This is a genomic window from Thalassospira lucentensis MCCC 1A00383 = DSM 14000 (assembly GCF_000421265.1).
Lineage (GTDB): Bacteria > Pseudomonadota > Alphaproteobacteria > Rhodospirillales > Thalassospiraceae > Thalassospira > Thalassospira lucentensis.
This window is the reverse complement of the sequence record NZ_ATWN01000007.1, coordinates 231938-254654: the sequence shown is the minus strand read 5'-3', so window position 1 is coordinate 254654 and position 22717 is coordinate 231938. Positions and strand designations below refer to the sequence as shown.

24 protein-coding genes are annotated in these 22717 nt (G+C 52.8%); 9 read left to right on the top strand and 15 right to left on the bottom strand.

Translation table 11 applies throughout. The annotated features are described in order from the left end of the window. Positions 1-20 precede the first annotated feature (20 nt). On the top strand, positions 21-833 hold the full coding sequence (locus K355_RS0115785; RefSeq protein ID WP_022733125.1) for a DeoR/GlpR family DNA-binding transcription regulator: 813 nt from the start codon (positions 21-23) through the stop codon (positions 831-833). Between the two features lie 116 nt (positions 834-949). Here K355_RS0115785 and K355_RS0115780 read toward each other — a convergent pair whose 3' ends face one another. Next, positions 950-2887 carry a propionyl-CoA synthetase gene (locus K355_RS0115780; RefSeq protein ID WP_258548887.1) on the bottom strand — a complete coding sequence of 646 codons (1938 nt, stop codon included), beginning with the start codon at positions 2885-2887 and terminating at the stop codon, positions 950-952. A gap of 425 nt (positions 2888-3312) precedes the next feature. Then, positions 3313-3477: a YdcH family protein gene (locus tag K355_RS25400; protein WP_081649532.1), complete on the bottom strand. Its 165-nt coding sequence runs from the start codon at positions 3475-3477 to the stop codon at positions 3313-3315. A gap of 115 nt (positions 3478-3592) precedes the next feature. Between K355_RS25400 and K355_RS0115770 the strand changes: the two genes are divergently transcribed. Next, positions 3593-4210, top strand: coding sequence for a UbiX family flavin prenyltransferase (locus K355_RS0115770; protein ID WP_022733122.1), 618 nt, complete (start codon positions 3593-3595; stop codon positions 4208-4210). A 57-nt stretch (positions 4211-4267) separates the two neighbouring features. Here K355_RS0115770 and K355_RS0115765 read toward each other — a convergent pair whose 3' ends face one another. Together K355_RS0115765 and K355_RS0115760 are read right to left on the bottom strand one after the other, a co-directional pair. Beyond that, entirely contained in the window at positions 4268-4732 is a 465-nt protein-coding gene (locus tag K355_RS0115765; RefSeq protein WP_028791656.1) for a TIGR02444 family protein, read from the bottom strand. A 59-nt stretch (positions 4733-4791) separates the two neighbouring features. Continuing rightward, entirely contained in the window at positions 4792-5898 is a 1107-nt protein-coding gene (locus K355_RS0115760; protein WP_022733120.1) for an ATP-dependent 6-phosphofructokinase, read from the bottom strand. 120 nt (positions 5899-6018) lie between these two features. On the opposite strand from K355_RS0115760, the gene K355_RS0115755 reads away from it, so the two are divergent. Further along, positions 6019-6225: a YdcH family protein gene (locus K355_RS0115755; protein WP_022733119.1), complete on the top strand. Its 207-nt coding sequence runs from the start codon at positions 6019-6021 to the stop codon at positions 6223-6225. A gap of 183 nt (positions 6226-6408) precedes the next feature. Here the strand turns inward: K355_RS0115755 and K355_RS0115750 are convergent, their stop codons facing one another. After that, positions 6409-7248, bottom strand: a complete 840-nt coding sequence (locus K355_RS0115750) for a GGDEF domain-containing protein (RefSeq protein WP_022733118.1) — start codon at positions 7246-7248, stop codon at positions 6409-6411. Positions 7249-7509: 261 nt separating this feature from the next. Here K355_RS0115750 and purE point away from each other — a divergent pair, with 261 nt between their 5' ends. The 3 genes from purE (at position 7510) to K355_RS0115730 (ending at position 10070) form a co-directional block, all read left to right on the top strand. Further along, positions 7510-8010, top strand: a complete 501-nt coding sequence (gene purE / locus K355_RS0115740) for a 5-(carboxyamino)imidazole ribonucleotide mutase (RefSeq protein ID WP_022733116.1) — start codon at positions 7510-7512, stop codon at positions 8008-8010. A 107-nt stretch (positions 8011-8117) separates the two neighbouring features. After that, positions 8118-9212 carry a 5-(carboxyamino)imidazole ribonucleotide synthase gene (locus tag K355_RS0115735; RefSeq protein ID WP_022733115.1) on the top strand — a complete coding sequence of 365 codons (1095 nt, stop codon included), beginning with the start codon at positions 8118-8120 and terminating at the stop codon, positions 9210-9212. Positions 9213-9386: 174 nt separating this feature from the next. Further along, positions 9387-10070 (top strand): thermonuclease family protein, encoded by a 684-nt coding sequence (locus tag K355_RS0115730; RefSeq protein WP_022733114.1) that lies wholly within the window; start codon positions 9387-9389, stop codon positions 10068-10070. A 99-nt stretch (positions 10071-10169) separates the two neighbouring features. Here K355_RS0115730 and K355_RS0115725 read toward each other — a convergent pair whose 3' ends face one another. The 4 genes from K355_RS0115725 to K355_RS0115710 are packed head-to-tail and all read right to left on the bottom strand — an operon-like array spanning position 10170 to position 13179. After that, the gene (locus K355_RS0115725) at positions 10170-10865 is read right to left on the bottom strand and encodes a COQ9 family protein (RefSeq protein WP_022733113.1); all 696 of its coding nucleotides are present in this window, start codon (positions 10863-10865) and stop codon (positions 10170-10172) included. A gap of 10 nt (positions 10866-10875) precedes the next feature. Continuing rightward, entirely contained in the window at positions 10876-11460 is a 585-nt protein-coding gene (gene def / locus K355_RS24155) for a peptide deformylase (RefSeq protein WP_022733112.1), read from the bottom strand. Positions 11461-11516: 56 nt separating this feature from the next. Beyond that, complete coding sequence (locus K355_RS0115715; RefSeq protein ID WP_022733111.1) at positions 11517-12749, bottom strand: HlyD family secretion protein; 1233 nt, start codon at positions 12747-12749, stop codon at positions 11517-11519. Then, positions 12742-13179: a hypothetical protein gene (locus tag K355_RS0115710; protein ID WP_022733110.1), complete on the bottom strand. Its 438-nt coding sequence runs from the start codon at positions 13177-13179 to the stop codon at positions 12742-12744. Before K355_RS0115710 ends, K355_RS0115715 begins: the two co-directional genes overlap by 8 nt. Positions 13180-13547: 368 nt before the next feature. Here K355_RS0115710 and rpsU point away from each other — a divergent pair, with 368 nt between their 5' ends. The 3 genes from rpsU to K355_RS0115690 all read left to right on the top strand — a co-directional run bounded on the left by rpsU (position 13548) and on the right by K355_RS0115690 (position 15886). After that, a complete protein-coding gene (gene rpsU / locus K355_RS0115700; protein WP_007091098.1) occupies positions 13548-13751 on the top strand; it encodes a 30S ribosomal protein S21 in 204 nt (67 codons plus the stop codon). Between the two features lie 231 nt (positions 13752-13982). After that, positions 13983-14375, top strand: coding sequence for a hypothetical protein (locus K355_RS24150; protein ID WP_022733108.1), 393 nt, complete (start codon positions 13983-13985; stop codon positions 14373-14375). Between the two features lie 86 nt (positions 14376-14461). Then, positions 14462-15886 carry a PepSY-associated TM helix domain-containing protein gene (locus tag K355_RS0115690; protein WP_022733107.1) on the top strand — a complete coding sequence of 475 codons (1425 nt, stop codon included), beginning with the start codon at positions 14462-14464 and terminating at the stop codon, positions 15884-15886. A gap of 57 nt (positions 15887-15943) precedes the next feature. Here K355_RS0115690 and K355_RS0115685 read toward each other — a convergent pair whose 3' ends face one another. From K355_RS0115685 to K355_RS0115660, 6 genes are all read right to left on the bottom strand, one after another. Then, positions 15944-16708 carry an SDR family oxidoreductase gene (locus K355_RS0115685; RefSeq protein WP_022733106.1) on the bottom strand — a complete coding sequence of 255 codons (765 nt, stop codon included), beginning with the start codon at positions 16706-16708 and terminating at the stop codon, positions 15944-15946. Between the two features lie 121 nt (positions 16709-16829). Further along, positions 16830-17393: a hypothetical protein gene (locus K355_RS0115680; protein ID WP_245562958.1), complete on the bottom strand. Its 564-nt coding sequence runs from the start codon at positions 17391-17393 to the stop codon at positions 16830-16832. 91 nt (positions 17394-17484) lie between these two features. Further along, on the bottom strand, positions 17485-18909 hold the full coding sequence (locus tag K355_RS0115675; RefSeq protein WP_022733104.1) for a hypothetical protein: 1425 nt from the start codon (positions 18907-18909) through the stop codon (positions 17485-17487). Positions 18910-19044: 135 nt separating this feature from the next. Further along, positions 19045-20442 (bottom strand): NAD(P)(+) transhydrogenase (Re/Si-specific) subunit beta, encoded by a 1398-nt coding sequence (locus tag K355_RS0115670; protein ID WP_022733103.1) that lies wholly within the window; start codon positions 20440-20442, stop codon positions 19045-19047. Positions 20443-20454: 12 nt separating this feature from the next. Then, positions 20455-20886: an NAD(P) transhydrogenase subunit alpha part 2 gene (locus K355_RS0115665; RefSeq protein WP_022733102.1), complete on the bottom strand. Its 432-nt coding sequence runs from the start codon at positions 20884-20886 to the stop codon at positions 20455-20457. After that, on the bottom strand, positions 20879-22042 hold the full coding sequence (locus K355_RS0115660) for a Re/Si-specific NAD(P)(+) transhydrogenase subunit alpha (RefSeq protein WP_022733101.1): 1164 nt from the start codon (positions 22040-22042) through the stop codon (positions 20879-20881). Before K355_RS0115660 ends, K355_RS0115665 begins: the two co-directional genes overlap by 8 nt. Positions 22043-22717: the final 675 nt, after the last annotated feature.

Below are 22717 nucleotides of genomic sequence, written 5' to 3'. Positions count from 1 at the left end.
AACACCGAAGAAACGTTTCCATGCAAAAACGTCCAACCGAACGCCAAGCTGGCATTGTTGAACTTGTTCGCGCCGATGGTTTTCGCACCATCGAGCAACTCGCAGAACGCTTTGACGTCACACCACAAACGATCCGACGGGATGTAAACGCCCTGTGTGAAGAAGGCCTCTTGCGCCGCCGCCATGGCGGCGTTGAACCCGCCCTTGAACATGAAAACATTGCCTATCGGGCGCGCAAGGTTCTCAACGTTAACGAAAAACGTAAAATCGCGGCACTGGTTGCACGTGCAATTCCCGACGAAGCATCGCTGTTCTTTTCCATTGGCACCACACCGGAACTGGTGGCAAGCGCGCTGTTGCAACATCGCAATTTACGGATATTCACCAACAATCTGAATGTTGCCTACGTTGCGGCAACCAATGACAGTTTTGACGTTACCTTGATCGGTGGACGCTTGCGCAACCGTGACCGGGACGTGCTTGGCCCCGAAGTCGAAGAGTTCTTTAACAGCTACAAAGTCGATTACGGTATCTTCGGGGTCGGCGGAATTGAAAGCGACGGCAGTCTGCTTGATTTCGACGAACAGGAAGTTCGTGCCCGGTCCGCTATCCTGAAAAATTCGCGCAAAAACTATCTGGTTGCGGATCACACCAAGTTTGGACGCAACGCGGTTGTTCGCGGCGGATCCATCACACAGGTTACCGCATTCTTTACCGACCGCCTGCCGCCTGATCACATCTCAGAGATGATCTCAAAGGCCGGAGTTGATCTTCACATCCCCGAAGCAAACGCCGATTTCCCGACCTTTTTCATGCCAAACGACGATAGCTAAGGTCCGCCCTTCTCGCTCTTGGTATCGAACGTAACAGCACGCACAAAGAAACACCCGTCATTGGGAAAATGACGGGTGCCAATTTGCTTCATGCAAGCAAGGTGAAGGAGTTTGCGTTATTTGGCGTAACCGATCTCTTTAAGTGCATCAGCAATTTCTGGCAAAATCGCCGGATCATCAATCGTCGCCGGGGTGTTGTAACTTTCCCCATCAGCAATCGACCGCATTGTTTTACGCAGTATTTTACCCGACCGGGTTTTGGGTAACCGATCCACAATCGTTGCCTGCTTGAATGCCGCCACCGGGCCGATCTGATCGCGAACCATCGCAACAATTTCAGCAATGATCGTATCATGCGATCGGGTCACCCCGGACTTCAGTACGACAAAGCCCAATGGCAATTGCCCCTTAAGGTCATCATGCACACCGATGACAGCACATTCGGCGACGTCCTGATGGCCTGACAGAACTTCTTCCATCCCGCCCGTCGACAAACGATGCCCCGCCACGTTGATAATGTCATCGGTACGCGACATGACATAGATATAGCCATCTTCATCAATAAAGCCGGCGTCCCCAGTGGCGTAATATCCCGGGAATTCCTCCAGATAGGATGATTTAAATCGTTCTTCGTTCTGCCAAAGCGTCGGCAATGTTCCCGGCGGCAACGGCAACTTGGCAACCAATGCACCAATCTTGCCACGTTCAAGGCGATTGCCGCCTTCGTCCACCACCTGAACATCCCAGCCACAGACAGCAACCGTCGGTGACCCATATTTAATTGGCAGCAACTCAACCCCGCGCGGATTGGCACAAATCGGCCAGCCGGTTTCGGTCTGCCACCAATGATCAATCACCGGCACACCCAGACTTTTCTCCGCCCATTGCAGAGTATCGGGATCGGAACGCTCCCCGGCCAGATACAGTGCTTCAAAACAGCTTAGATCGTAATCGCCCATCAACTTTGCATTGGGATCATCACGCTTGATCGCACGAAAGGCCGTTGGGGCCGTAAACAGCACCTTGACCCGATGCTGTGAAATCACCCTCCAAAACGCACCGGCATCAGGTGTGCCAACCGGTTTTCCTTCATACATGATCGTCGTACACCCGGCCAAAAGCGGCGCATAGACAATGTATGAGTGACCGACCACCCAACCCACATCGGATGCCGCCCAATAGACATCACCAGCCTCAACGCCGTAGATATTCTTCATCGACCAGTGCAGTGCGACCATATGTCCGCCGTTGTCACGCACAACGCCCTTTGGCTGCCCCGTGGTTCCGGACGTATAAAGGATATAAAGCGGATCGGTGGCCGCGACTGGCACACAGTCTGCTGGGGCAGCCTTGGCACATTCAACAACCCAGTCATAATCCCGACCATCTTGCATCGGTGCCTCGCATTGCGAACGCTGAAACAGCAAAACACTCTCGGGTTTATGATCAGCACGCTCGATCGCGCGATCCAGAAGCGGCTTATACTCAATCACCCGACTTCCTTCGACGCCGCAACTGGCCGCCATAACCAGTTTTGGTTTTGCATCATTAAAGCGCGTCGCCAGCTCGTTGGCAGCAAAGCCCCCAAACACCACGGAATGGATCGCCCCGATCCGTGCACAGGCCAGCATTGCCATCGCGGCCTGCGGGATCATCGGCATATAGATAATCACCCGGTCGCCTTTGGTCACACCGCGTGCTTGCAACGCCCCGGCAAGACGCGCAACCTCGTCGCGCAAACGGGTATAGGTGAATGTTTCAACTGTGGACGTTACTGGGCTGTCATAAATTAGGGCCGCCTGATCACCGCGTCCGTCTTCGATATGGCGATCCAGCGCGTTGAAGCAGGTATTGACCTCGCCACCGCTGAACCATCGATAAAATGGGGCATTGCTGTCATCGAGAACCCGATCCCACTTTTTATACCAGGACAGTTGCTGGGCGGCTTCGGCCCAGAATTCTTCCGAGTGGGTCATCGAACGATCATAGAGTTCCTGATAGCGACCGGTCATAGGCAAAACGTCCTCCCGCAAAGTTGGGTCTGATGCCCAAATGGTATGCGTCTGTGTGGCGCGCAGTCCCCTGACCGATAAATTAAACGGTGACAATCAGGTCAGAGGGCAGTTGAACTGGCATGCGCCAATAAATCGGCATCATAATACCGATTTAATTTCCAATTACCCCTTAGACATTGGTAGAGAGCCAAAAATCCGCAGAAACGTGCAGATTATTATTACTCCAAACCACCTGTCATTTGGCCGGCGTGATCTAGGTGCGTCGGCCTCACCGTATATTTGGGGAGGATTATGGTCAGAACCAAATTGAATGTTTGAAAGACGCCCACGAGAATGCCGCCTCACGTCGTGGGCGACAGTCGGAGGCGGCAAAAGATAAAGGATTGGATTTTACGAGGTCGCTACACCGTCAGCACTGGCACGTTCACGCTGATCATCACGTGATTACGGCCATGCCCGGACGGCTAATGGGTTATTCGGTTTATCTCGTCCTTGATTTCAAGCTTGCGACGTTTAATGTCTGCGACAAGGGAATCATCTGGCGCCGGTCGGCGCTGCTCGTGATGGAGGTCCTGCTCAAGTGCAGCGTGTTTGGCAGTTAGAGCTTCGATATGGCTTTGAACGCTCATTCGCCTACTCCTTATATCTGACATTGCCCACAAGAAGATGGTATTAATTTTGTAACATGATTTCCAGTGTTTCAATCATCATCGTGAACAAGAACACAGTCCAGCAAGGATCGGCATGACGCAAAAAGATCGACTTATCATTGGCATAACCGGTGCTTCCGGGGTGATTTACGGCATACGTTTTTTGCAGTTGCTCAAAAACACGCCGATTGAAACCCATCTGGTTCTTTCCAAGGCGGCCGAGCGTACCATCGCCTATGAAACCGATTACAAAATTCGCGAAATCAAGGACATGGCGGACGTGCTGCATGACAATGCGGACATCGGTGCACCGATTGCGTCGGGGTCGTTCCGGGTGCGTGGCATGGTCATCGCCCCTTGCTCGATGAAGTCATTGGCCGAGGTTGCAAGCGGAGTCGCAGATAATTTGATCGCACGGGCTGCTGATGTGATGCTTAAGGAACGCCGTCGCCTGGTCCTGATGGCGCGCGAAACCCCGCTGCATGCCGGACATATCCGCAACATGGCGCAAGCCACTGAAAACGGTGCGATTATCGCTCCACCCGTTCCGGCCTTTTATGCCCGCCCGACATCCCTTGATGAGATAGTCACCCAAAGCTGCGGGCGGATTCTTGATCTGTTTGACATTGATCTGCCCGAAACCGCACGCTGGGGCGATGAAGATGCCCAAAACCACATCCCCGTTACCGGCAAGCCGCGAAACCGCGAATAACAGCGGGCAGCGGCGCAGTATGGTCTGCGTCGCACCGATGTGCGCAACACCAGCGTATCAGCGCAGCCCCATCAATCGACAAAGCTGATCAAACGCATCGTCACATTCCGCCTGCGTCAAATCAAAACGGTTTGGCGATAAATAGGCATGGGCCGCCGCCAATGGGTCAGTGGCCTCAATCGTTTCAACCGCGTCGCACAGGATATGCTGTTCAATGCGTTCGGCCTGCAATTCGTCTGATTTGACTTTCTGACGTAAGGCCTGCGCGGTTTCGTGGGATTGATTTTTCAAATAGCGCCGCGTTTGGCGCAACGGAATAATGACCTTGTCGCGCCAGTCCTTCACCGCCATTTCAAGTGCCGAAATGCTGTGCGGTGCACGCCCTTTCTGCCCCAGATAGAACATGAACAACATCATGTTCACATCCAGTCCACATCGTTCCTGAAGGGTCAAAAATAATGGCGCGACCCCGTCACGGCCATACATTTCGACCGTAAAACGCCAGACATCTTCGTGGTCCATCAAAAACCCAACCTGTTTGTTTTTTGTTTTCTTTAACGTGTCTTGCTGTGGTGTGGTGATCACACCGTCTTTGCCGTGCGTGTAATCTTTGGCGGTTGCCCGATATAGGCCCCAAGTCCCTTGGCCGTTGAAACCATCGTGCCTGCGGTATCGACCAGGCGCGGGCCAACAATAACATCCTTCATCGCAACATCGATCACTTTGCGTTTGGACCATGCCACGACACGGTCGAATTTCTGATCGGCGATCAGATCAACCGCATGCACGCCAAAGGCCGATGCAATCACCCGATCACGCGGGGATGGAATGCCGCCACGCTGGACATGGCCCAGAACCGTCACACGCGTTTCCCAGCCTGTTCGTGCGCCCAACTCATCGGCGAACCAATGACCAATGCCGCCATATCGGGTTTTTTGCCCATCATGGCCTTGTGTCACGGCGGCACCGTCATCGCGTTTGACCGCCTCGGCAACAATCACCAACGCATGATTGCGTCCACGTTTACGAATGTTCAGGCAATGCTCGGTCAGCGCATCCAGATCATAATCCATCTCCGGGATCAAAATGGCATCCGCCCCGCCGGCCACACCGGCAAACAGCGCAATATGCCCTGCATCGCGCCCCATGACCTCAAGGATCATGATCCGGTCGTGGGATGCTGCGGTTGGCTGCAACCGATCAAGCGCCTCAACCGCAACATTCACCGCCGTGGTAAAGCCGACCGAATATTCGGTTAGGGCCAGATCGTTATCGATGGTTTTGGGAATCCCGACCAGATTAATACCGCCCTTTATGGCCAGCCGATGCAGTATTTCCATGCTGCCATCCCCGCCAACCCCAATCAGCGCATCCAGCCCCAAGGTGCGATAACCTCTAATCACGTCATCGGAACGGTCGGCAAAGCTGCCATCTGGCATGGGATAGTTGAACGGGTCGCCCTTGTTAATCGTGCCAAGGATCGTCCCGCCCATGCGCAGCATCGCGTCATTATTGACCTGATCATTCAGATCAATTGCCTGTGGCGGGTCCTGCATCAAACCGTGCGCACCCTGTCGGATACCAATCACGTCCCAGCCATAGCCAAGCACCGCGCGGCGTACCACAGCCAGAATGACAGCATTCAACCCTGCACAGTCGCCACCGCTGGTCAAAATTCCGATCCGCATGCACTTTCCTCCGGCTATCGGCAGATTTGTTTTTAAAGGTGGTACAAATCATATGGGTCCACTATCTGATATCTGTTAATATCATTGTCCCTTCGCGTTGATTATTAAGCTGGATCAAAAATGGACGAAATCAATCAGATCGAGATTGAAAAGAGACTGATGTCGTTACGCGAGGAACACCGGGATCTCGATATTGCCATCGAACAAATGGTTGTCGCTCCGCATCATGACCAGCTTCGTCTGGGCCGCATGAAAAAGCGCAAACTCGCCTTAAAAGATGAAATTCGCTACGTCGAGTCGCAGCTTGTTCCTGATATTATTGCCTGATTTTGGCGGCGGTTTCGGTCTGATCCGAAAATTAACCACCTAGGCTCAGAACCTGTCTCGCGCAAACCAAATGTTTGATGCATTTGGCCTTTTGGCGATGTTTTGTCACGGTGAACAGGTGATGAAATACGATGGTGGGCTGGGTAATCCGGCACGGCAATTAACCGGCCACAGCACCTTCGATCAAATGCCGAAGGGGATACGTTCAAGCTGTGCCAGACGCATTTCTTTTTCCGCACGTAATGCGAAATCGGCCGCATTCAATGCTGAGGTTGCGGTATCGCCATTGCGCGCCTGATAAATGCCAAAAACCGGTTTTACGGCGATGAACTTACCTTTGTGCGAAAACGGCGACTGATTGATCTGCCGGACAACCGCATCAATACGCAAACGCGTATCGTCTTTATCAACGTTATAAAGCAGGGCCGCAAAATCATTACAGCCCAAATATCCCAGGTGATGGGGCGACATGATGAAATCGGCCATGATCTGGTGGACATACTTAAACAGGCCGTCTTTGCATTCCTGTCCATGACGCTGCAGAATCTCGTCGATGTTTGACAGTTCACACACAAGCAGCATGCGCATTGTTCTGTCCGTACCCTGAACCGCCATTTCATTTTCAAGAATTTGCATAAAGGCGGGTCGGCTCATCGCACCCGTGAATGGATCACGTCCCTCGGACCGGGCAAGATAGGCCTGATGTTTCTTAAGGTCCGACAGATTTTCGCTCAGACCATTGATGCGCACCATCAACCGTCCAATCGCCTGTTCAACCGCAGGCGTCACTTGACTATCGGGAATGCCCAGAACATTGGCCATGTCTGGCGTATGAAACGGTTGATCATCAACTGCGTCGGGCAGGTTACCGGTATCAATATCAACTTCGTGATGCTGATGCATGGACGACCGACGACGTACGGCATCCTTGCCATACGCAAACGCGGTATATTGATTTGATGAATACCTTCCATCGCCTGCCCCCATGGATGGGATCGTCGATGGGGGCCGTGTGACTTTCATGTCTGACCTTCCCGTGCTACGTGCACAGTTATATAAGCAATAAGTAAACAATAAATCAAAAGTACATTTTATTCATCATAAAATTCAACCATCAACAAGAATAGCTCAACTATTCTTACGATCAGGACCAACACATCGGCCCGTAAACAGGCACCGCATAAGGATTTTGCGAATGCGTAGGCACTCTGCAGGCTTGCATGATACCGGTTGCTGCATATAATGCGGCCCTTCACGAAACCGCCCGCAAACGGAGCCGCCAACATGAGCGATCAATCCCCGGTCATCGGCATCATCATGGGAAGCCAGTCTGACTGGGAAACCATGAAAAACGCAGCAGATGTCCTCGATGCGCTGAATGTCGCCTATGAAACGAAAATCGTTTCGGCCCATCGCACACCTGATCGCCTGTATGACTATGCCAAAACGGCAAAATCGCGCGGTCTGAAAGTCATTATTGCCGGTGCTGGCGGTGCGGCACATCTTCCGGGTATGGCGGCTGCCATGACCCCGCTTCCGGTTTTGGGTGTTCCCGTCCAAAGCAAAGCCCTTAAAGGGCTTGATAGCTTGCTCTCAATCGTCCAGATGCCCGGTGGGGTTCCGGTCGGAACCCTTGCCATTGGATCAGCCGGGGCAAAGAATGCCGGGTTGATGGCCGCTGGCATCATGGCGCTGATGGATGATGGTCTGGCAAGCCGTCTTGATGACTGGCGTGCGGCACAAACCGATGCTGTCGCCGACGCGCCGGTTGATCCGGCACCATAAAGCACCATCAGCGCGCCCATTCGGGCGCGTTTTTGTTTTGGCAATTGGGTTCAGACCCTAAATACCCTGTGCCGGAAATCGGCATCCAATGATCATTCGAGGAAGACATGACGCAGGACTTCGAAACGCGCGTTATCGCACCGGGCAGCACCATCGGCATCATGGGCAATGGCCAGTTGGGCCGGATGGCGGCATTCTGTGCCGCAGAACTCGGTTATAAAGTTCATGTCTTTGGCCCCGGCGCAGATAGCCCGACCGAGCAGGTCTGTGCAAAGGCAACCATTGCCGATTACAGCGATCTGGATGCTCTGCGCGCATTTGCCGAAGACGTCGATGTCGTGACATTTGAATTTGAAAATGTCCCGCATGACAGCGTCAAACTGCTGTCTGAACTGGTACCGGTCCGTCCAGGCTGGAAATGCCTGCATCTTTCGCAGAACCGCCTGCGCGAAAAAACCTTCTGTAATGATCATGGTATTGGCACCGCCCCGTTTGAAGCCGTCCGATCCCTTGCTGATCTAAAGGCCGCCGTTGCCAAACTTGGCCGCCCGTCGGTTCTGAAAACCACCGAAATGGGCTATGACGGCAAAGGTCAGGTCAAGATTACCGACGATACCGATCTTGCCGATGCCTGGGCTGAAATGAAGGACGCCGAAGCCATCCTTGAAGGCTTCATTTCGTTTGAACGCGAAATCTCGGTCATTGTCGCACGTGGTGTAAAAGGCGACACAGCCTGCTTCTGCCCGGTCGAAAACGTCCATACCAATCACGTTCTTGATGTGACTGTCGCGCCAGCCGAAATTGCGCAAAGCCTGTCAAAAAAGGCCGAAGACATCGCCATCAAGCTGGTTACGGCAATGGAATTTGTCGGGCTTCTGGCGGTTGAAATGTTTGTCACCACCGATGGTGATATTCTGGTCAATGAAGTGGCCCCGCGCCCGCACAATTCCGGTCACTGGACGATTGATGCCTGTGTCACCAGCCAGTTCGAACAATTCATTCGCGCCGTCTGCGGTCTGCCACTTGGCGATCCGGCACATCATTCCAATGCCCGGATGAAGAACCTTTTGGGCGATGACATTGACGGTTGGCAGGCAATTTTGACCGAGCCCACTGCAAAACTGCACCTGTACGGCAAGGCCGAAGCAAAACCGGGCCGTAAAATGGGCCATGTGACGTGGGTTTTACCGAAAAAAGACTGATCACATCCTCATCAACTGAAGCATTCTGGCTCCGGATATCATGGCATATCCGGAGCTTTTTTATGATACTTCAACACCTTACCCGAAAATGACGGACCCAAGCATTTTATGCCGGGCGAACTGGCATCAGACTTGCTGTTATGGGGGCAGGAAACTCTTTTCGGATAGAACGTCATGAAGAAAATTCTGTTCATTGCCTTGGTAACGCTTGGCCTCCTTGCCATCCAAAGCCATCAAACCCGCGCAGTTGCCGCACCCGGCGCGGCAGGCTTCCCCGAAGTGGTCGAAGGCGACAAGCTGCGATTTGGCAACATGATTGTCGAACTGTTTGGCATTCGCGCCCCACGTACCGGCATGATCTGCCGGGCAGGCAGCATTGAATTCCAATGTGGTGCCGCCGCGACACAGGCCTTGACCCGCATCATCGAAAACTATGCTGTAAAATGTCAGCAGGTTTCCGACGTCCAACTGTTTCCGATGCTGACCGAATGCACGATGGGGCGCAGTGACCTCAACCGTCTGTTGCTCCGTGCCGGATGGGCTCTGGTTGACATGGCAAGCTGTGACAGTAATCCGATCTGCCCGACCTATTTGCGCGATCAGGCCTTTGCCAAGGAAAACCGCAAAGGCATGTGGATGGGCAACCCGCCCCACGAACTGGTCGCCCTTGCTGCCAAACCCACGGCCAGAGAAATCCAGACCGAGGACGACGCCGCCAATCGCGACAAAGACACCAAGGATGCTGGTACCCAACAGCATTTCTTCAAATCGCCGTTTGGCATTGACCTTGCCGCCGACCTGAAAAGAGCCAACGAACCGGACCGCACACTTTTGAGCTTCCTTGACCCGACGTCCTAACAAGACGGACGACCGGCCCAAGAGTTTCCAGCGCTGAAATCAAAAACGCCACCGCGCTTTATGCCGGTGGCGTTTTGTTTAGGGTCTGTAGCCTTGCAGTTACCCGCCGAACTGACGGCGAACCCGTCCCGGGGTCGGCATGCAGCGCGCGAGCTTTGCACCAAGCTTTAACGGTGCAGCGGCAAATTTCCCTGCCTTGCTGATCTTGCCGGTGATTTTCGGGATTTGCATGACATTGCCAATACGACGATCCAGAAACGCCCAACTGTCGCTGTGACCTTCGGACGTGTCATCCAGCCAATAAGCAAGGGTTGAGCCATAGACACCCGCAAGCAACATTCGCTTGGTGTACCAATTGTGATCGGTCGATGTATCGCCCGCGGCAATCCACATTTTATCAACCGTCCCGTGGGTCAGCTTAAGCCCCTTGGCCACATTCTGTGGCAGAGCCGTCCAGGAAACGGCGGCACGCACGGCGTCTTTGTGATTTTCAACCAGATCAAGGCGCGTTTTAACCGCAACGGCGATCCGCTCACGGATTTTCATCTGATCAAGTTCAAGCGCGCCAAGGGCATCTACCATCTTGCGATCAGTCATCTCGACATAGGTCACAATGGCTTGCCCCGTCCCCTTGGGCAACAGACGGTCAATCTCGCCCGGTGCAAGGTCAAGGTCCTCGGCCCCGGCGATCAACGCCTGTTTGGTCCAACCATCAAAAGGCACATGTTCCAATGCGGCTTCGACCAACGCTTCGCGCTGGGCGCGCAGTCGGGACATGCTTTCGGAAACGGTCATTTATGCCTCCTTAAGGTTCATCAGGTTGTTCCGCCACATCATCTGATGCCGCTTGCCTGAAGGTGGTTTCAGGCGGGTATTCGCGTAATTCTTCGTTAAATCCAAGCAACGTCATGTCTTCTATACGTTCAGGATACATCACGCCGATCAAATGATCATATTCGTGTTGGACCACGCGCGCATGAAAACCACCGGCGATGCGTTCAACTTCATCGCCCTTCTCATTTAACCCGCGATAACGGATTTTGTTCCAACGCGGCACCACGCCCTGCAATCCGGGAATGGACAAACACCCTTCCCAACCATCAACGATTTCATCGCCAATCGGCTCAATTTCCGGGTTAATCAAAACGCTAAGTGGCACTTCGCCATCGTCTGGATCGTCACTTTTGCGTAAACTCGGCACGAAATAAACCATGATCGCCTTGGATACAAACACCTGCGGTGCCGCAAGGCCAACGCCCCCGGCATCCTTCATGGTTTCCTTCATATCCACAATCAGACGCTGAATTTCAGGGTCATGCGGGTCTTCGACCCGATCCGCGACAGCACGCAAAACCGGGTGGCCCATCCGGGCAATTTTAAGGATCGACATATCTCTATATCCAACCAAAATTGCCCGGCTGTAAAGCCCCTATGCGCCCCGCGATCCTAATGCCCGGTAAGAACCAGTGTCTGGACCGGCCACAGAAGTGCCTGAATACGCAGCAACAAGGCATGCACGACCCCAACCGTTTGGACCATATGCAGGAACATCCAGCGCCCCGCACCAATTTCCGGATCCTCAAGTTGATCATGGGTATTGGTATAGGCATTGGCAACGCACTGGCTGCCCCACGGCACATCCTTGATCTGCTCAGGGTAAAGTGGCACCATCTTGGCCAGGAACGTTCCCGGCGCGCTGCGTTCGGTTATATCAAGCAACCTGTCGGTCGGTCGGAACTGACCGGCAGCAATGACCGGCTGCACGCTTGAGAACACCATCGGAATGACTTCAAATGGCAGCGAAGCACATGTCATTTCCGCAAGCCCGCCGACTTTGACAACTTGTGCCGATACCTGCTGGAAACCTGCCTGAAACACCACTTCCTTGGGCTTGTCGGGGATCAGGATGCCCGCCGGACGCAATAACGGGTTCACCACGTCCCCAACTTGCAATGCAAATTGCTGTACGATGCCATCAACACCGGCACGGACAACTGTTTTGCCCAACGCCACCTGTGCCGCACGCAAGGATGCCTCTGCACTTGAAAGCTGGGCGGGCAACAGGGTTTCCATTTTGGTTTGCACGGCATTAACACTCGCCTTTGCCGAATTCACCCCACCCTGTCGTGTCGTCAACGCGACTTCAAGCCGTTCGACCTCACGCCGGGAAACCGCGTTTGTGCCGCGCGACAAAAGATCCGCCTTCACCGACAGTTCCTCGCGAACCTGCTCATAGGCACCTTGTGCCTGTTCCAGATTCCCTTGCGCCACTGCAAGATCGGCCTCGGTGACCGCCATCTGGGCACGGATTTGTTCGACTTCTTGCTGGGCCATTTCGACTGATTCTGTTTCTGCGCGGTCATCAAGCCGGAACAACGGTTCGCCCGATTTTACCCGGCGATCATTATCGACATATATTTCAACCACCCGACCGTTCTTTTCGGGCAGGATTGTCAACGTCCTGAAGAATGACCCGACGTTGTGACTTGATGGGTGAAAATAGAAAATCAGCGTGATCAGCGACAGCGTCAGAATCGCACATCCGGTGATGCCATAGCGCAACTCATACCAGACGGAAAACAACGTGATTTCCTTGCCGATACGTTTGCCCTGACGATACCGGCGCACCAGATAATCCGGCAGGATGGTAAACATTGAACACAGAAGAAGCTCAAACATCTTTGGGGTTCTCCTGCTGGGTCATGTCGGGGGTTACGGACGTCTCCGTCACGGGCTCGTGCCGGGTCGAGTCGCCAAACTCGCCCTTGTTCCTTGCAATTGTTTTCAAGGAATCTGCAATTGCCTGAATTGGGGAAATAAAGTCGGGGAACCGGACAACCGCAAGAACCAGTGCCGCGACCCAGAAAACACCGTTATGGGTAAACAGTGCCAAAAGGGTCAGAACACCGATCAACTGTATCTGCGTGTGATTGGCGTGATGCGCCAGTTTCTCAGGCAAGGCATGCAAGGTCAGATAGAACGCGCCAAGCGCAAACACCGCCAAAACCACAAACCATGCGATACCGTAGAACAGAACATCTGTTTCCCCCGGTGCTGTAATAAAGAAAGGCGCATGCGCAATTGCCGCCTCCCGCAGACTGTTTTCCATCGTCTAATCCCCAACCAAAACGCGGACGGATCCCACCGGGACCCTATTTGCAGGATATCCTGCCTGCTTACCAATCCATTGATATATTGAATTTTGTTAGACCATTATAACCACTTTTGGGATATTTATTATCCATTAAATTCCCGTTTAAGGTGGAAACAGGAGACTGCCTCTCAAATACGATATCCATGCCTTGGCGTTTTGCACCCATTGGCCGAATAAACGCCCAAGGCGAATATCCTCTTCCCTCTTTTCTTTTTGGCTGGTTTGAACTATATACAGCCCACGGTCATGTTGACCGTAAATCCAACCGGTAGGCATTCCGCCTTTCCGGGTGTTTTTGTTTTTTTGAAAGGAGCGTGGTTTCCGTGCAGGTAATCGTTCGCGACAACAATGTCGATCAGGCTCTGAAAGCCCTTAAGAAAAAGATGCAGCGTGAGGGCATTTTCCGTGAGATGAAACTCCGTCGCCACTTTGAAAAGCCGTCGGAGAAGAAAGCTCGCGAAGGGGCGGAAGCAGTCCGTCGTTCCCGCAAGCTGGAGCGTAAGCGCATCGAGCGTGAAGGCTTCTAGTCTTCTTTTTCACTTTCGGGGTTCCTCGAACGTGATACTGCATGGTCGAATTTAGCTTGCTAAGTTCGGACCCGTGCGCCAAGCCCGCCTCGGAGCAATCCAGGCGGGTTTGGTTTTTCTACGCTCCATTTTTTGCAAACATGACAATTGTCATGGCATGCTCGTTTGAAACCTTTCAGAGCTTCGGCGCGTAGCTGTCATTACACGATGACATTGACCGGGGAACACTTCATGTCTTCATTGCGATCACGGGCACATATCGGGATCCGCATTTTATGCGTGATCGCGCTGATGCTTGTCGGCTTTTCGCATAAGCTGGCATCCTTTGGAACGCTTCCCCAAAACACGCAAGCCAGCCTGACAAGCTATGCCCTCCCCGATGGCACATTGCCGATCTTGTGCCTTGGCGGACAGGCGGCTGACCCTGATAATGACCGTGGGATGCTTGATACTTGTGAGTTTTGCCGGATCGCCGCATCGGTCACCCTGCCGGATAATCCGCAGTTGCCTGAACCAGTTGAGTTCGTCTCACGTGCACTCGCCCATTTGCCAGCCCGCGTCGAATGGCAAGCAACCACCTATGACACGCCAGCCGTCCCCCGCGCGCCACCCGTCATCATCTGATCTGCCCCACTCGCAGGTTTTGCACGCCGCTTATCTGGCACAGCAATACCGTGCTTTACGCATTTTCGATGATACAGGTGAACTTGATGACAACCCATCCCGCACAGTCGGCGGATGCGCCTCAGCGCGACCGCGAAAACCGTACGTTAACCCGTAAATTCTATATGGCTGCGTGGCGCTGGCATTTTTATGCCGGGCTTTATGTTGTGCCGTTCCTCCTCATGCTGGCTGTAACAGGCCTGATGATGATGTATTTCAATGTCATTGAAACCCGGTTTGGTGACCGCATTCTTGCATCCGACGGCCAACACCAAAGCCTTCAGATACAGGCCGATGCCGCGGCCTTCTCCCTGCCCAATGCCACGGTCAGCCAATATATTGCCCCGATCGAGGATGATCTTGCCACCATGTTTCTGGTCGACAGTGGCGGCAAGCAGCATGTCGTCACAGTAGATCCCGTCACAACCAACATCCGCGAAACCATCATCACCGATGACAGCTGGTTTTACTGGGCCAGCGACATTCACGGTGAACTTCTGATGGGCGATCTTGGCGACCGATTGATCGAAATTGCCGCCGGGCTTGGCATTATCCTGATCGTTACCGGGCTTTACATGTGGTGGCCGCGCGACGGCAAACGGTTTGCATCCGTCCTTTGGCCAGACTTCAGGGCAACACGCCGGACTTTCTGGAAAGAATTGCATGTCACAAGTGGCTTTTACATCTCGGTCGTTTTGTTCTTCTTTTTGATTTCCGGGCTGTCATGGGCGGGTATCTGGGGGGGTCAGTTTGTTCAGGCCTGGAGCACTTTTCCCGCTGAAAAATGGGATAATGTCCCGCTATCTGATGACATTCACGCCGATATGAACCACGGGGTTTTGCATGATGCACCCTGGGGACTTGAACAAACCCCAATGCCTGCATCGGGATCAGATGCCGGGATCACCGGCCTTGTCGATGGCACACCGGTTAATCTTGATACCGTGACCGCCTTTGCGCGCAGCATCGGCTTTGTTGGGCAATTCCGCGTCAATCTGCCGCAGGGTGAAAACGGTGTTTACACCCTCTCGGCCGACACCATGAGCGGCGATAGCGTTTCACCCACCGGCGACCGCACCATCCATGTCGACCAATATACCGGCAAGGTTCTGGCCAATGTTGGCTTTGCTGATTATTCACTGGGTGCGAAAAGCATGGCGGTTGGCATTGCCCTGCATCAAGGTGACCTTGGCTGGTGGAACGTGATTGCCAATACACTATTTTGCCTGACCGTGATTTTCCTGTGCATCAGCGGCATTGTCATGTGGTGGCTGCGCCGCCCGGTATCCGGCAGTTTGCACCTGTCACCCCCGCCCCTTCCCAATAATCTACCACTTTGGAAAGGTGCAGTATTTATGATGTTAGCGCTATCATTAGCCTTCCCGCTGACCGGCATCACGCTGGTCACAGTTCTGGCACTTGATGTTCTAATCGTCTCAAACGTGCCGGTTCTTAAGCGCGCCTTTGGCTAAACCGTTTTATCATACAAAGACAAAACCCCGCCCAATATCCGGGCGGGGTTTTGCTTATCACGCCGCCTTGCAGATCGAATTACCCCCATCAACAATCATCGCTGATCCGGTAACAAAGCTAGACGCATCGGATGCCAGAAACAGCGCTGCCTTGGCAATTTCCAGTGGATCGGCAATCCGGCCCAAAGCATGGAATTTTTTGACCATTGCGCGGGATTCTGGATCATTGGCAAAAGTTGCGGCCATCGGCGTATCCGTGCCACCAGGCACGAGCGCATTCACCCGGACATTGGTCCCGCCGTGCTCCACTGCCAGACACTGTGCCATGCCCAAAAGCCCCATCTTGCTCGCAGCATAGGCGGTGACACCGGGCAAACCAATTGTATGACCAATAAAGGTGGAGGTAAAAATAACCGAACCACCGCCGCGTTTGGTGATTTCAGGAATCTGGTATTTCGCCCCGAACATCGCGGATGTCAAATTGGTCTGAAGCGTTGCATTCCAGCCCGCTTCATCAATGTCGCTGATCGCACCCATAACGCCCAGCCGTCCGGCATTGTTAAACCCGACATCAAGCCCGCCATATTCCCCAACGGCAGCATTGACCAGTGCCTTGGCGTAAGCTTCGTCACAAACATCGCCCGCCAGTGCAAAGGCGGTGCCGCCTGCCCCGGTAATTTCCGTAACAACCTGATCAAGCCGGTCCGCACCCCGTGCGCCAAGCACAAGCTTCGCCCCTTCGGATGCAAACAGTTTTGCCGACGCAGCACCGATGCCGCTGCTGGCCCCGGTGATGATGACAATCTTATCTTGAAGTAACATGATTTTTCCAATCCATCTGGCAGCGGGCATATGATCAACCCGGTGCGGTTCACGATGGAAAGAAAGATATGACGCCCCCGAAATAACCGCTCGCCAGTTTCGGACCTGACGTTTTTATCGCTTAATCCCCGTCGATCCAGCTTCTGACTTGCCCCAAGACAGACGCCTTTTCCCCAATCGGCTCAGGCTTGGGTTCGCTTCGAACAAGAAGGCCAAACTGGGTGCGATAGACGGTATAGACCGCATCTTCGGAAATGTCGGTAAAGGTCGAACTGCCGTACTGGGCATCCATCAAAAAGGGCAACTTTACCAGCAGATACCCTAGATCAAACCCACCGTCAGAACCCAGTTCATATGCGATATGCGGCTGGGTATTTTCGCGTTCGATATCACTATACCGGCCTTCAAATCGCACCAGCTTGTAGCGCGCATCCATGCCCAGAATATTGGCCCACGGCTGAAGCTTCATGAACGCGGCATCAATGCGCCATTGATCCCCATAAACCTTATAGGTCCCGTCAACATCCGCATGCGGGGAGCTCAAATGCGCGATAAATTCTTCCTCGGCAACCGGCTCAAAATACAGCGACGCAATCGGCTTTTCATCGGTCAGGCGCGTATAGGTCAGCACCGTCAGCGCAATGGACCCCGCCAAAGCCACCGTTAGTAAAGCGACAGAAAGCACTGAGACTTTTATCAACCGAAACATGTGACCTTCTGAACTAGAACTTCCGGTGATCTACAGCAAAGAACCTACACACTACTGTTTTGCAATGTCAGCCAAGTAGCTCACGATACTTACTGAACAAAATAGCTTCTAACTTGTTGTCATCGAGATTAGCCTTCGCTTCGAGCATCTCAATTAAGTCTTCATCCGTCAGCACCAAAATATATCCCTGCCCTCTAGATGCGGCATCTCTAAGGCGCAGGTTCAACTTTTCAGTGTTATCGACTGCACGGCAAGTGATGATACCAAATTTTCCTCTGTTACGGTCAAAACGCCCGAGAAGTTGGTCAATTTCAGGGTTCGCGATATCGTCCGAGTAGTTTTTACATTCTACTATTACAGCATTCGACTCAGTCCGATTGTCATCACGTCTCTGCGCAAAGAAGCCGTTGTTTCCGGCATTAGTGAAAACGATATCGATCCTTTTTCTGCCGTCATGGATCTCCCATTCTATCTGAGGAAGAATCAAGTTCGGATAGAACAGTGCTGTCAGAACACCCATTACAAGTTTGTGGTAATCATTGGCACCAGTTCTTCCCGATTCAATTTCCGAGAATATCGGGACCAAACGGTTACATACTGAGGAAAGCGACGGTTGATCGTCATTGAAAGTTCTCATCGCACCATGGCGAGAGGCAATGCCCTTATAGAGTTCCAAAATTTCCGGATGAGCGACTGCAAATTCTGCAACGTATTGCTTTGAGCGAGGGTGAGCTTCCCTCACATCTTTTTTAAGTAGCTTCTGCTTACCCTTGATAACCTGCACCAAAGAACTGTTCGCGGTCAAATGCTCTGCCATCAAGAAATCTGTAATCTGCTTATTGTAAAACTCCTGACCATTAAGTGATAACTGCCTCCGCACAATGTACTTCGGAACAAGTAGCACCGGACTGTCTTCAATAAATGGCAAATGCACTTCCCGAGAAACCCAATTTTTCCTAGCGGAGTCCCAAAGTGGTGGGCCAGAGTAATAGGACACAGGGATACCAAACAGGAGACATTGTTGTTTCGTATATTCGACCAAGAGATGCCTGATTATATTCGTGGTTAGATCGGAGATTTTATCGCGATCAATTCCTTCGACGTACAAAGCCATTTCGGAAAGATCAGACAACATTCCTGTTTCAAAAGCTTTGCTCTTCGAAATGGCGTTGATCAATTGTTTAGCCTGTCTCGCGCCCACGCCGCGCCCTTTCGGCACACCTTGTGATACACCAAGAAAAGTCTCTTGGGGCTCATGCAAGTGAGCCATCAGATTGGTTGCATAGTTTTTTTCTTCAGCCTGCAACGCCCTTAGCACTTCAGAAAAAAACACTCTGATGCTCTCAGAAGCTGCTCCGGCCCACTCGTCATTGCGAACTTCAATCGCATAAGGGTCAACGTAAACAGGTGTATCGCAGTCAGTGTCAATATCAACAAAATCAAGTTGGTGCTGAGAAAGTTTTAAATCGAAATACTCAGAAAACCGGGGCATAAACCTCTCCTAATATTTTGAATTTATTATTCAATTATTAGTATAATTCCTCAATTAAAAACCACAAAAAATTGCAGTATAAAAAAGGCGGCCCCAATGGAGCCGCCTTTCGCCTTCTCAAACCAGACGGTTCGATCAGTTATCAAGATGCGTGACGATTTCTTCGCACATCTTTTTGGCATCCCCAAACAGCATCATCGTATTGTCCTTAAAGAACAATTCGTTCTGAATGCCGGCATAGCCCGCAGACATGCCACGTTTGATGAACAGCACCGTTTTGGCTTTTTCGACCTCAAGGATCGGCATACCAAAGATCGGGCTGGCCGGATCGGTTTTGGCCGCCGGGTTGGTGATGTCATTCGCACCAATAACAAACGCCACGTCAGCCGACCCGAAATCACGGTTGATTTCGTCCATCTCCATGACGTCCTCGTACGGCACATTTGCCTCAGCCAGAAGCACGTTCATATGCCCCGGCATACGTCCGGCCACCGGATGGATGGCATAACGGACTTTAACGCCCTCGGCCTTAAGGATATCAGCCATTTCACGCAGTGCATGCTGTGCCTGTGCCACCGCCATGCCATAGCCCGGCACGATGATCACACTTGATGCATTTTTCATGATGAACGACGCATCATCAGCCGACCCGGATTTAACCGGACGATCCGCATCCCCGCCTGCAACAGCCGCACTTTCGCCTTCGGCACCAAAGCCGCCAAAGATGACGTTAAAGATCGAGCGGTTCATGCCCTTACACATGATGTAGGACAGGATCGCACCCGATGCACCCACCAGCGCGCCGGTAATGATCAGCGCATTGTTCTGAAGCGTAAAGCCGATGCCACATGCTGCCCAACCCGAATAGGAGTTCAGCATGGAAACAACAACTGGCATGTCCGCCCCGCCAATCGGAATGATCAGCGTGATGCCCAGAACAAGTGCTAATGCCACCAGTATCCAGAACGCCATATGGCTTTCGGTCGTGACCAGAATGATGCCAAAGACAACAATTCCAATCCCGATGGCAAGGTTCAGCATATGTTGCCCGGTAAAGCGCACTGGCGTTCCCGAAACAATACCCTGCAATTTGCCAAAGGCGACAAGCGAACCCGTAAAGGTGATCGCACCAATCGCAACCCCCAGCCCCATTTCAATCAGGCTGGCCGCACCGATATTGCCCGCCGTGCCAAGGCCATAAGCACCCGGAGAATACAACGCAGCACCGGCGACAAACACCGCCGCCAGACCGACAAGCGAGTGAAAGGCCGCCACCAGTTGTGGCAAGGCCGTCATTTTGATCTTGAGCGCGATCACAGTACCGATCGAGCCACCAATCAGAATGCCGACGATAATGGTGGTGTAAGACAGCACCTGGGGCGACGCCAGCGTGGTCGCAATGGCAATTGCCATCCCCACCATGCCAAGGATGTTGCCCGTACGTGCAGAGTCAGGTGACGACAGCCCGCGCAATGACAGGATGAAGCAGACCGAGGCCACCAGATACAGGAAAGCCGATAGGTTTTCCGACATTGTGTGTTCCCCCTACTTCTTTTTCTTGAACATTTGCAGCATGCGCTGCGCAACGATGAAGCCGCCAAAGATGTTCACGGACGCCAACACCACGGCGAGGAAGCCCATGACCTTTGACAGGTTCATGTCAACCGGACCGGACGCCAGAAGCGCGCCGACAATGATCACCGATGAAATCGCATTGGTCACCGCCATCAAGGGCGAATGAAGGGCCGGGGTGACTTTCCACACAACGTAATAGCCGACAAAGCAGGCCAGTACGAAAACGGTCAACCCCATCACGGTCGGGCTGACACCCGATCCCTGAACAGTGGTTGTGACCGTCATTGCCGCATCACCCGCACCATTGGCCAATTTATCGGCCAGTTGTGCGGCCTGCTCGGCCAGTCCAAGGGCTGCATCGCGCAGCTCGTTTGCATTCTGGGTAACGGATTGATCAGCCATTTGCGACCGCCTCCCCACCGAATTTCGGGTGAACAATCTTTCCATCATGGGTCAGGCGGGTTTCGGCAATGATCTGATCTTCGCCGTTAAACACTAATGCGCCCTTTTCCGTATCAACAGAAAGCGTGATGAAATTCAAAAGGTTCTTGGCATACATCGCGGTTGCATCGGTTGCGACCGCACTTGTGATGTTTTCCGGACCAATCAGTTTGACCCCGTTGGCCGTCGTGATGGTCTGACCAAGTTTAACCCCGGCGACATTGCCACCGCGTTCGGCCGCAAGATCAATGATCACCGAACCCGGCTTCATGCCTGCGACCATGTCGGCCGTGACAATTTCCGGGGCCGGACGGCCGGGAATAAGGGCGGTGGTGATGACGATATCGGTTTTCGCCAGAACCTCTTTAAGCTTATCGGCCTGCTTTTTCTTGTAGTCGTCCGACATTTCCTTGGCATAGCCGCCCGATGTTTCGGCAGCGTCCGCTTCGTCGTCTTCGACTTCAATAAATGTCCCGCCAAGCGACTGGACCTGTTCCTTGACCGCCGGGCGCACATCAAATGCCGACACCACAGCCCCAAGGCGCTTGGCGGTTGCAATCGCCTGCAAACCGGCAACACCGGCCCCAACCACAAGAACACGCGCCGGGGCAAGTGTCCCTGCTGCTGTCATCATCATCGGATAAATGCGGCCAAACTGATGGGCGGCCTCAAGCACGGCGCGATAGCCCGCAAGGTTCGATTGCGATGACAGAACATCCATCGACTGCGCACGCGAAATACGCGGCATCAGTTCCATGGAATAGCCATCGACACCGGCCTTGGCCATGGCATCAAGCAGCTCTTTACGGTCAAACGGCTCAAGCAGGGCCACAACCGCGGCCCCCTTTTTATAGGCGGTCAATTCGTTGGTTTTGCCGTCAATGACAGGTGGACGTACCTTAAAGATAACGTCGGCATCCTTGACGGTGGTTTTCATTGTTTTGGCAATGGTTGCCCCGGCATCGACAAATCGATCATCCGGTATGGCGGCATCTATTCCGGCGCCAGCCTCAATTGCAACGTCAAACCCCAGTGACTTCAGCTTCTTGACTGTCTCTGGCGTGACGGCAACGCGCTTCTCTCCGGGCCATATTTCCTTTGGAACGGCCAGTTTCATCGCGTTCGACCTCCTTCCCTAAATCATATGATAAGCATGGTGTTTTTTATTATTTACGGTGTGATCGATATCAGGACATCACAGTGCGCCCTGTTTGCATCCGATTACAAGCTTCCCTTGCCAAGTAAAGAACCAGAAAAGAAAAAGGCGGTTCTTCCAGCTTACGCAGAAGAAACCGCCCACTTTCCCACCACGCATTCCAAGGCCGTTAAGCCTTAGCGACATGTCAGGTCCCACCCGTCATCGGTGCTCAGGACAAACAATCAATGACGCCCTGCCATGTCTGCGTTGAAAGCAAGATGCGATTTCCGACCGATAACCTCAATATCAAAAAACGACGAAAAAGCAGTTTAACCGAAATTAAGTTTAATCATTTTCACGCAATTAATGTGCGATTAACCGCACAGTTTATTTCCACTGTGGAACAGGTCTTTGAACCCATACTCACACAATAGATCCTTGATATTGGGCAGTTTCCCTCATTTTACCCCCACGCGGTAAGTGAACATTATCTTACAAAAGAACGCAGAAGTCTGCATCAATAAGCACGATAACAACTCTAACGGAACGCGCAATAAGGCAAAAGGTTCTCGAAAAAAAATGCCGCAGGCTTCAAACCCGGCGGCATTTTCAAATAATATTAAGTGGCTTTGGGGGAAACATCCGGCAGTGATA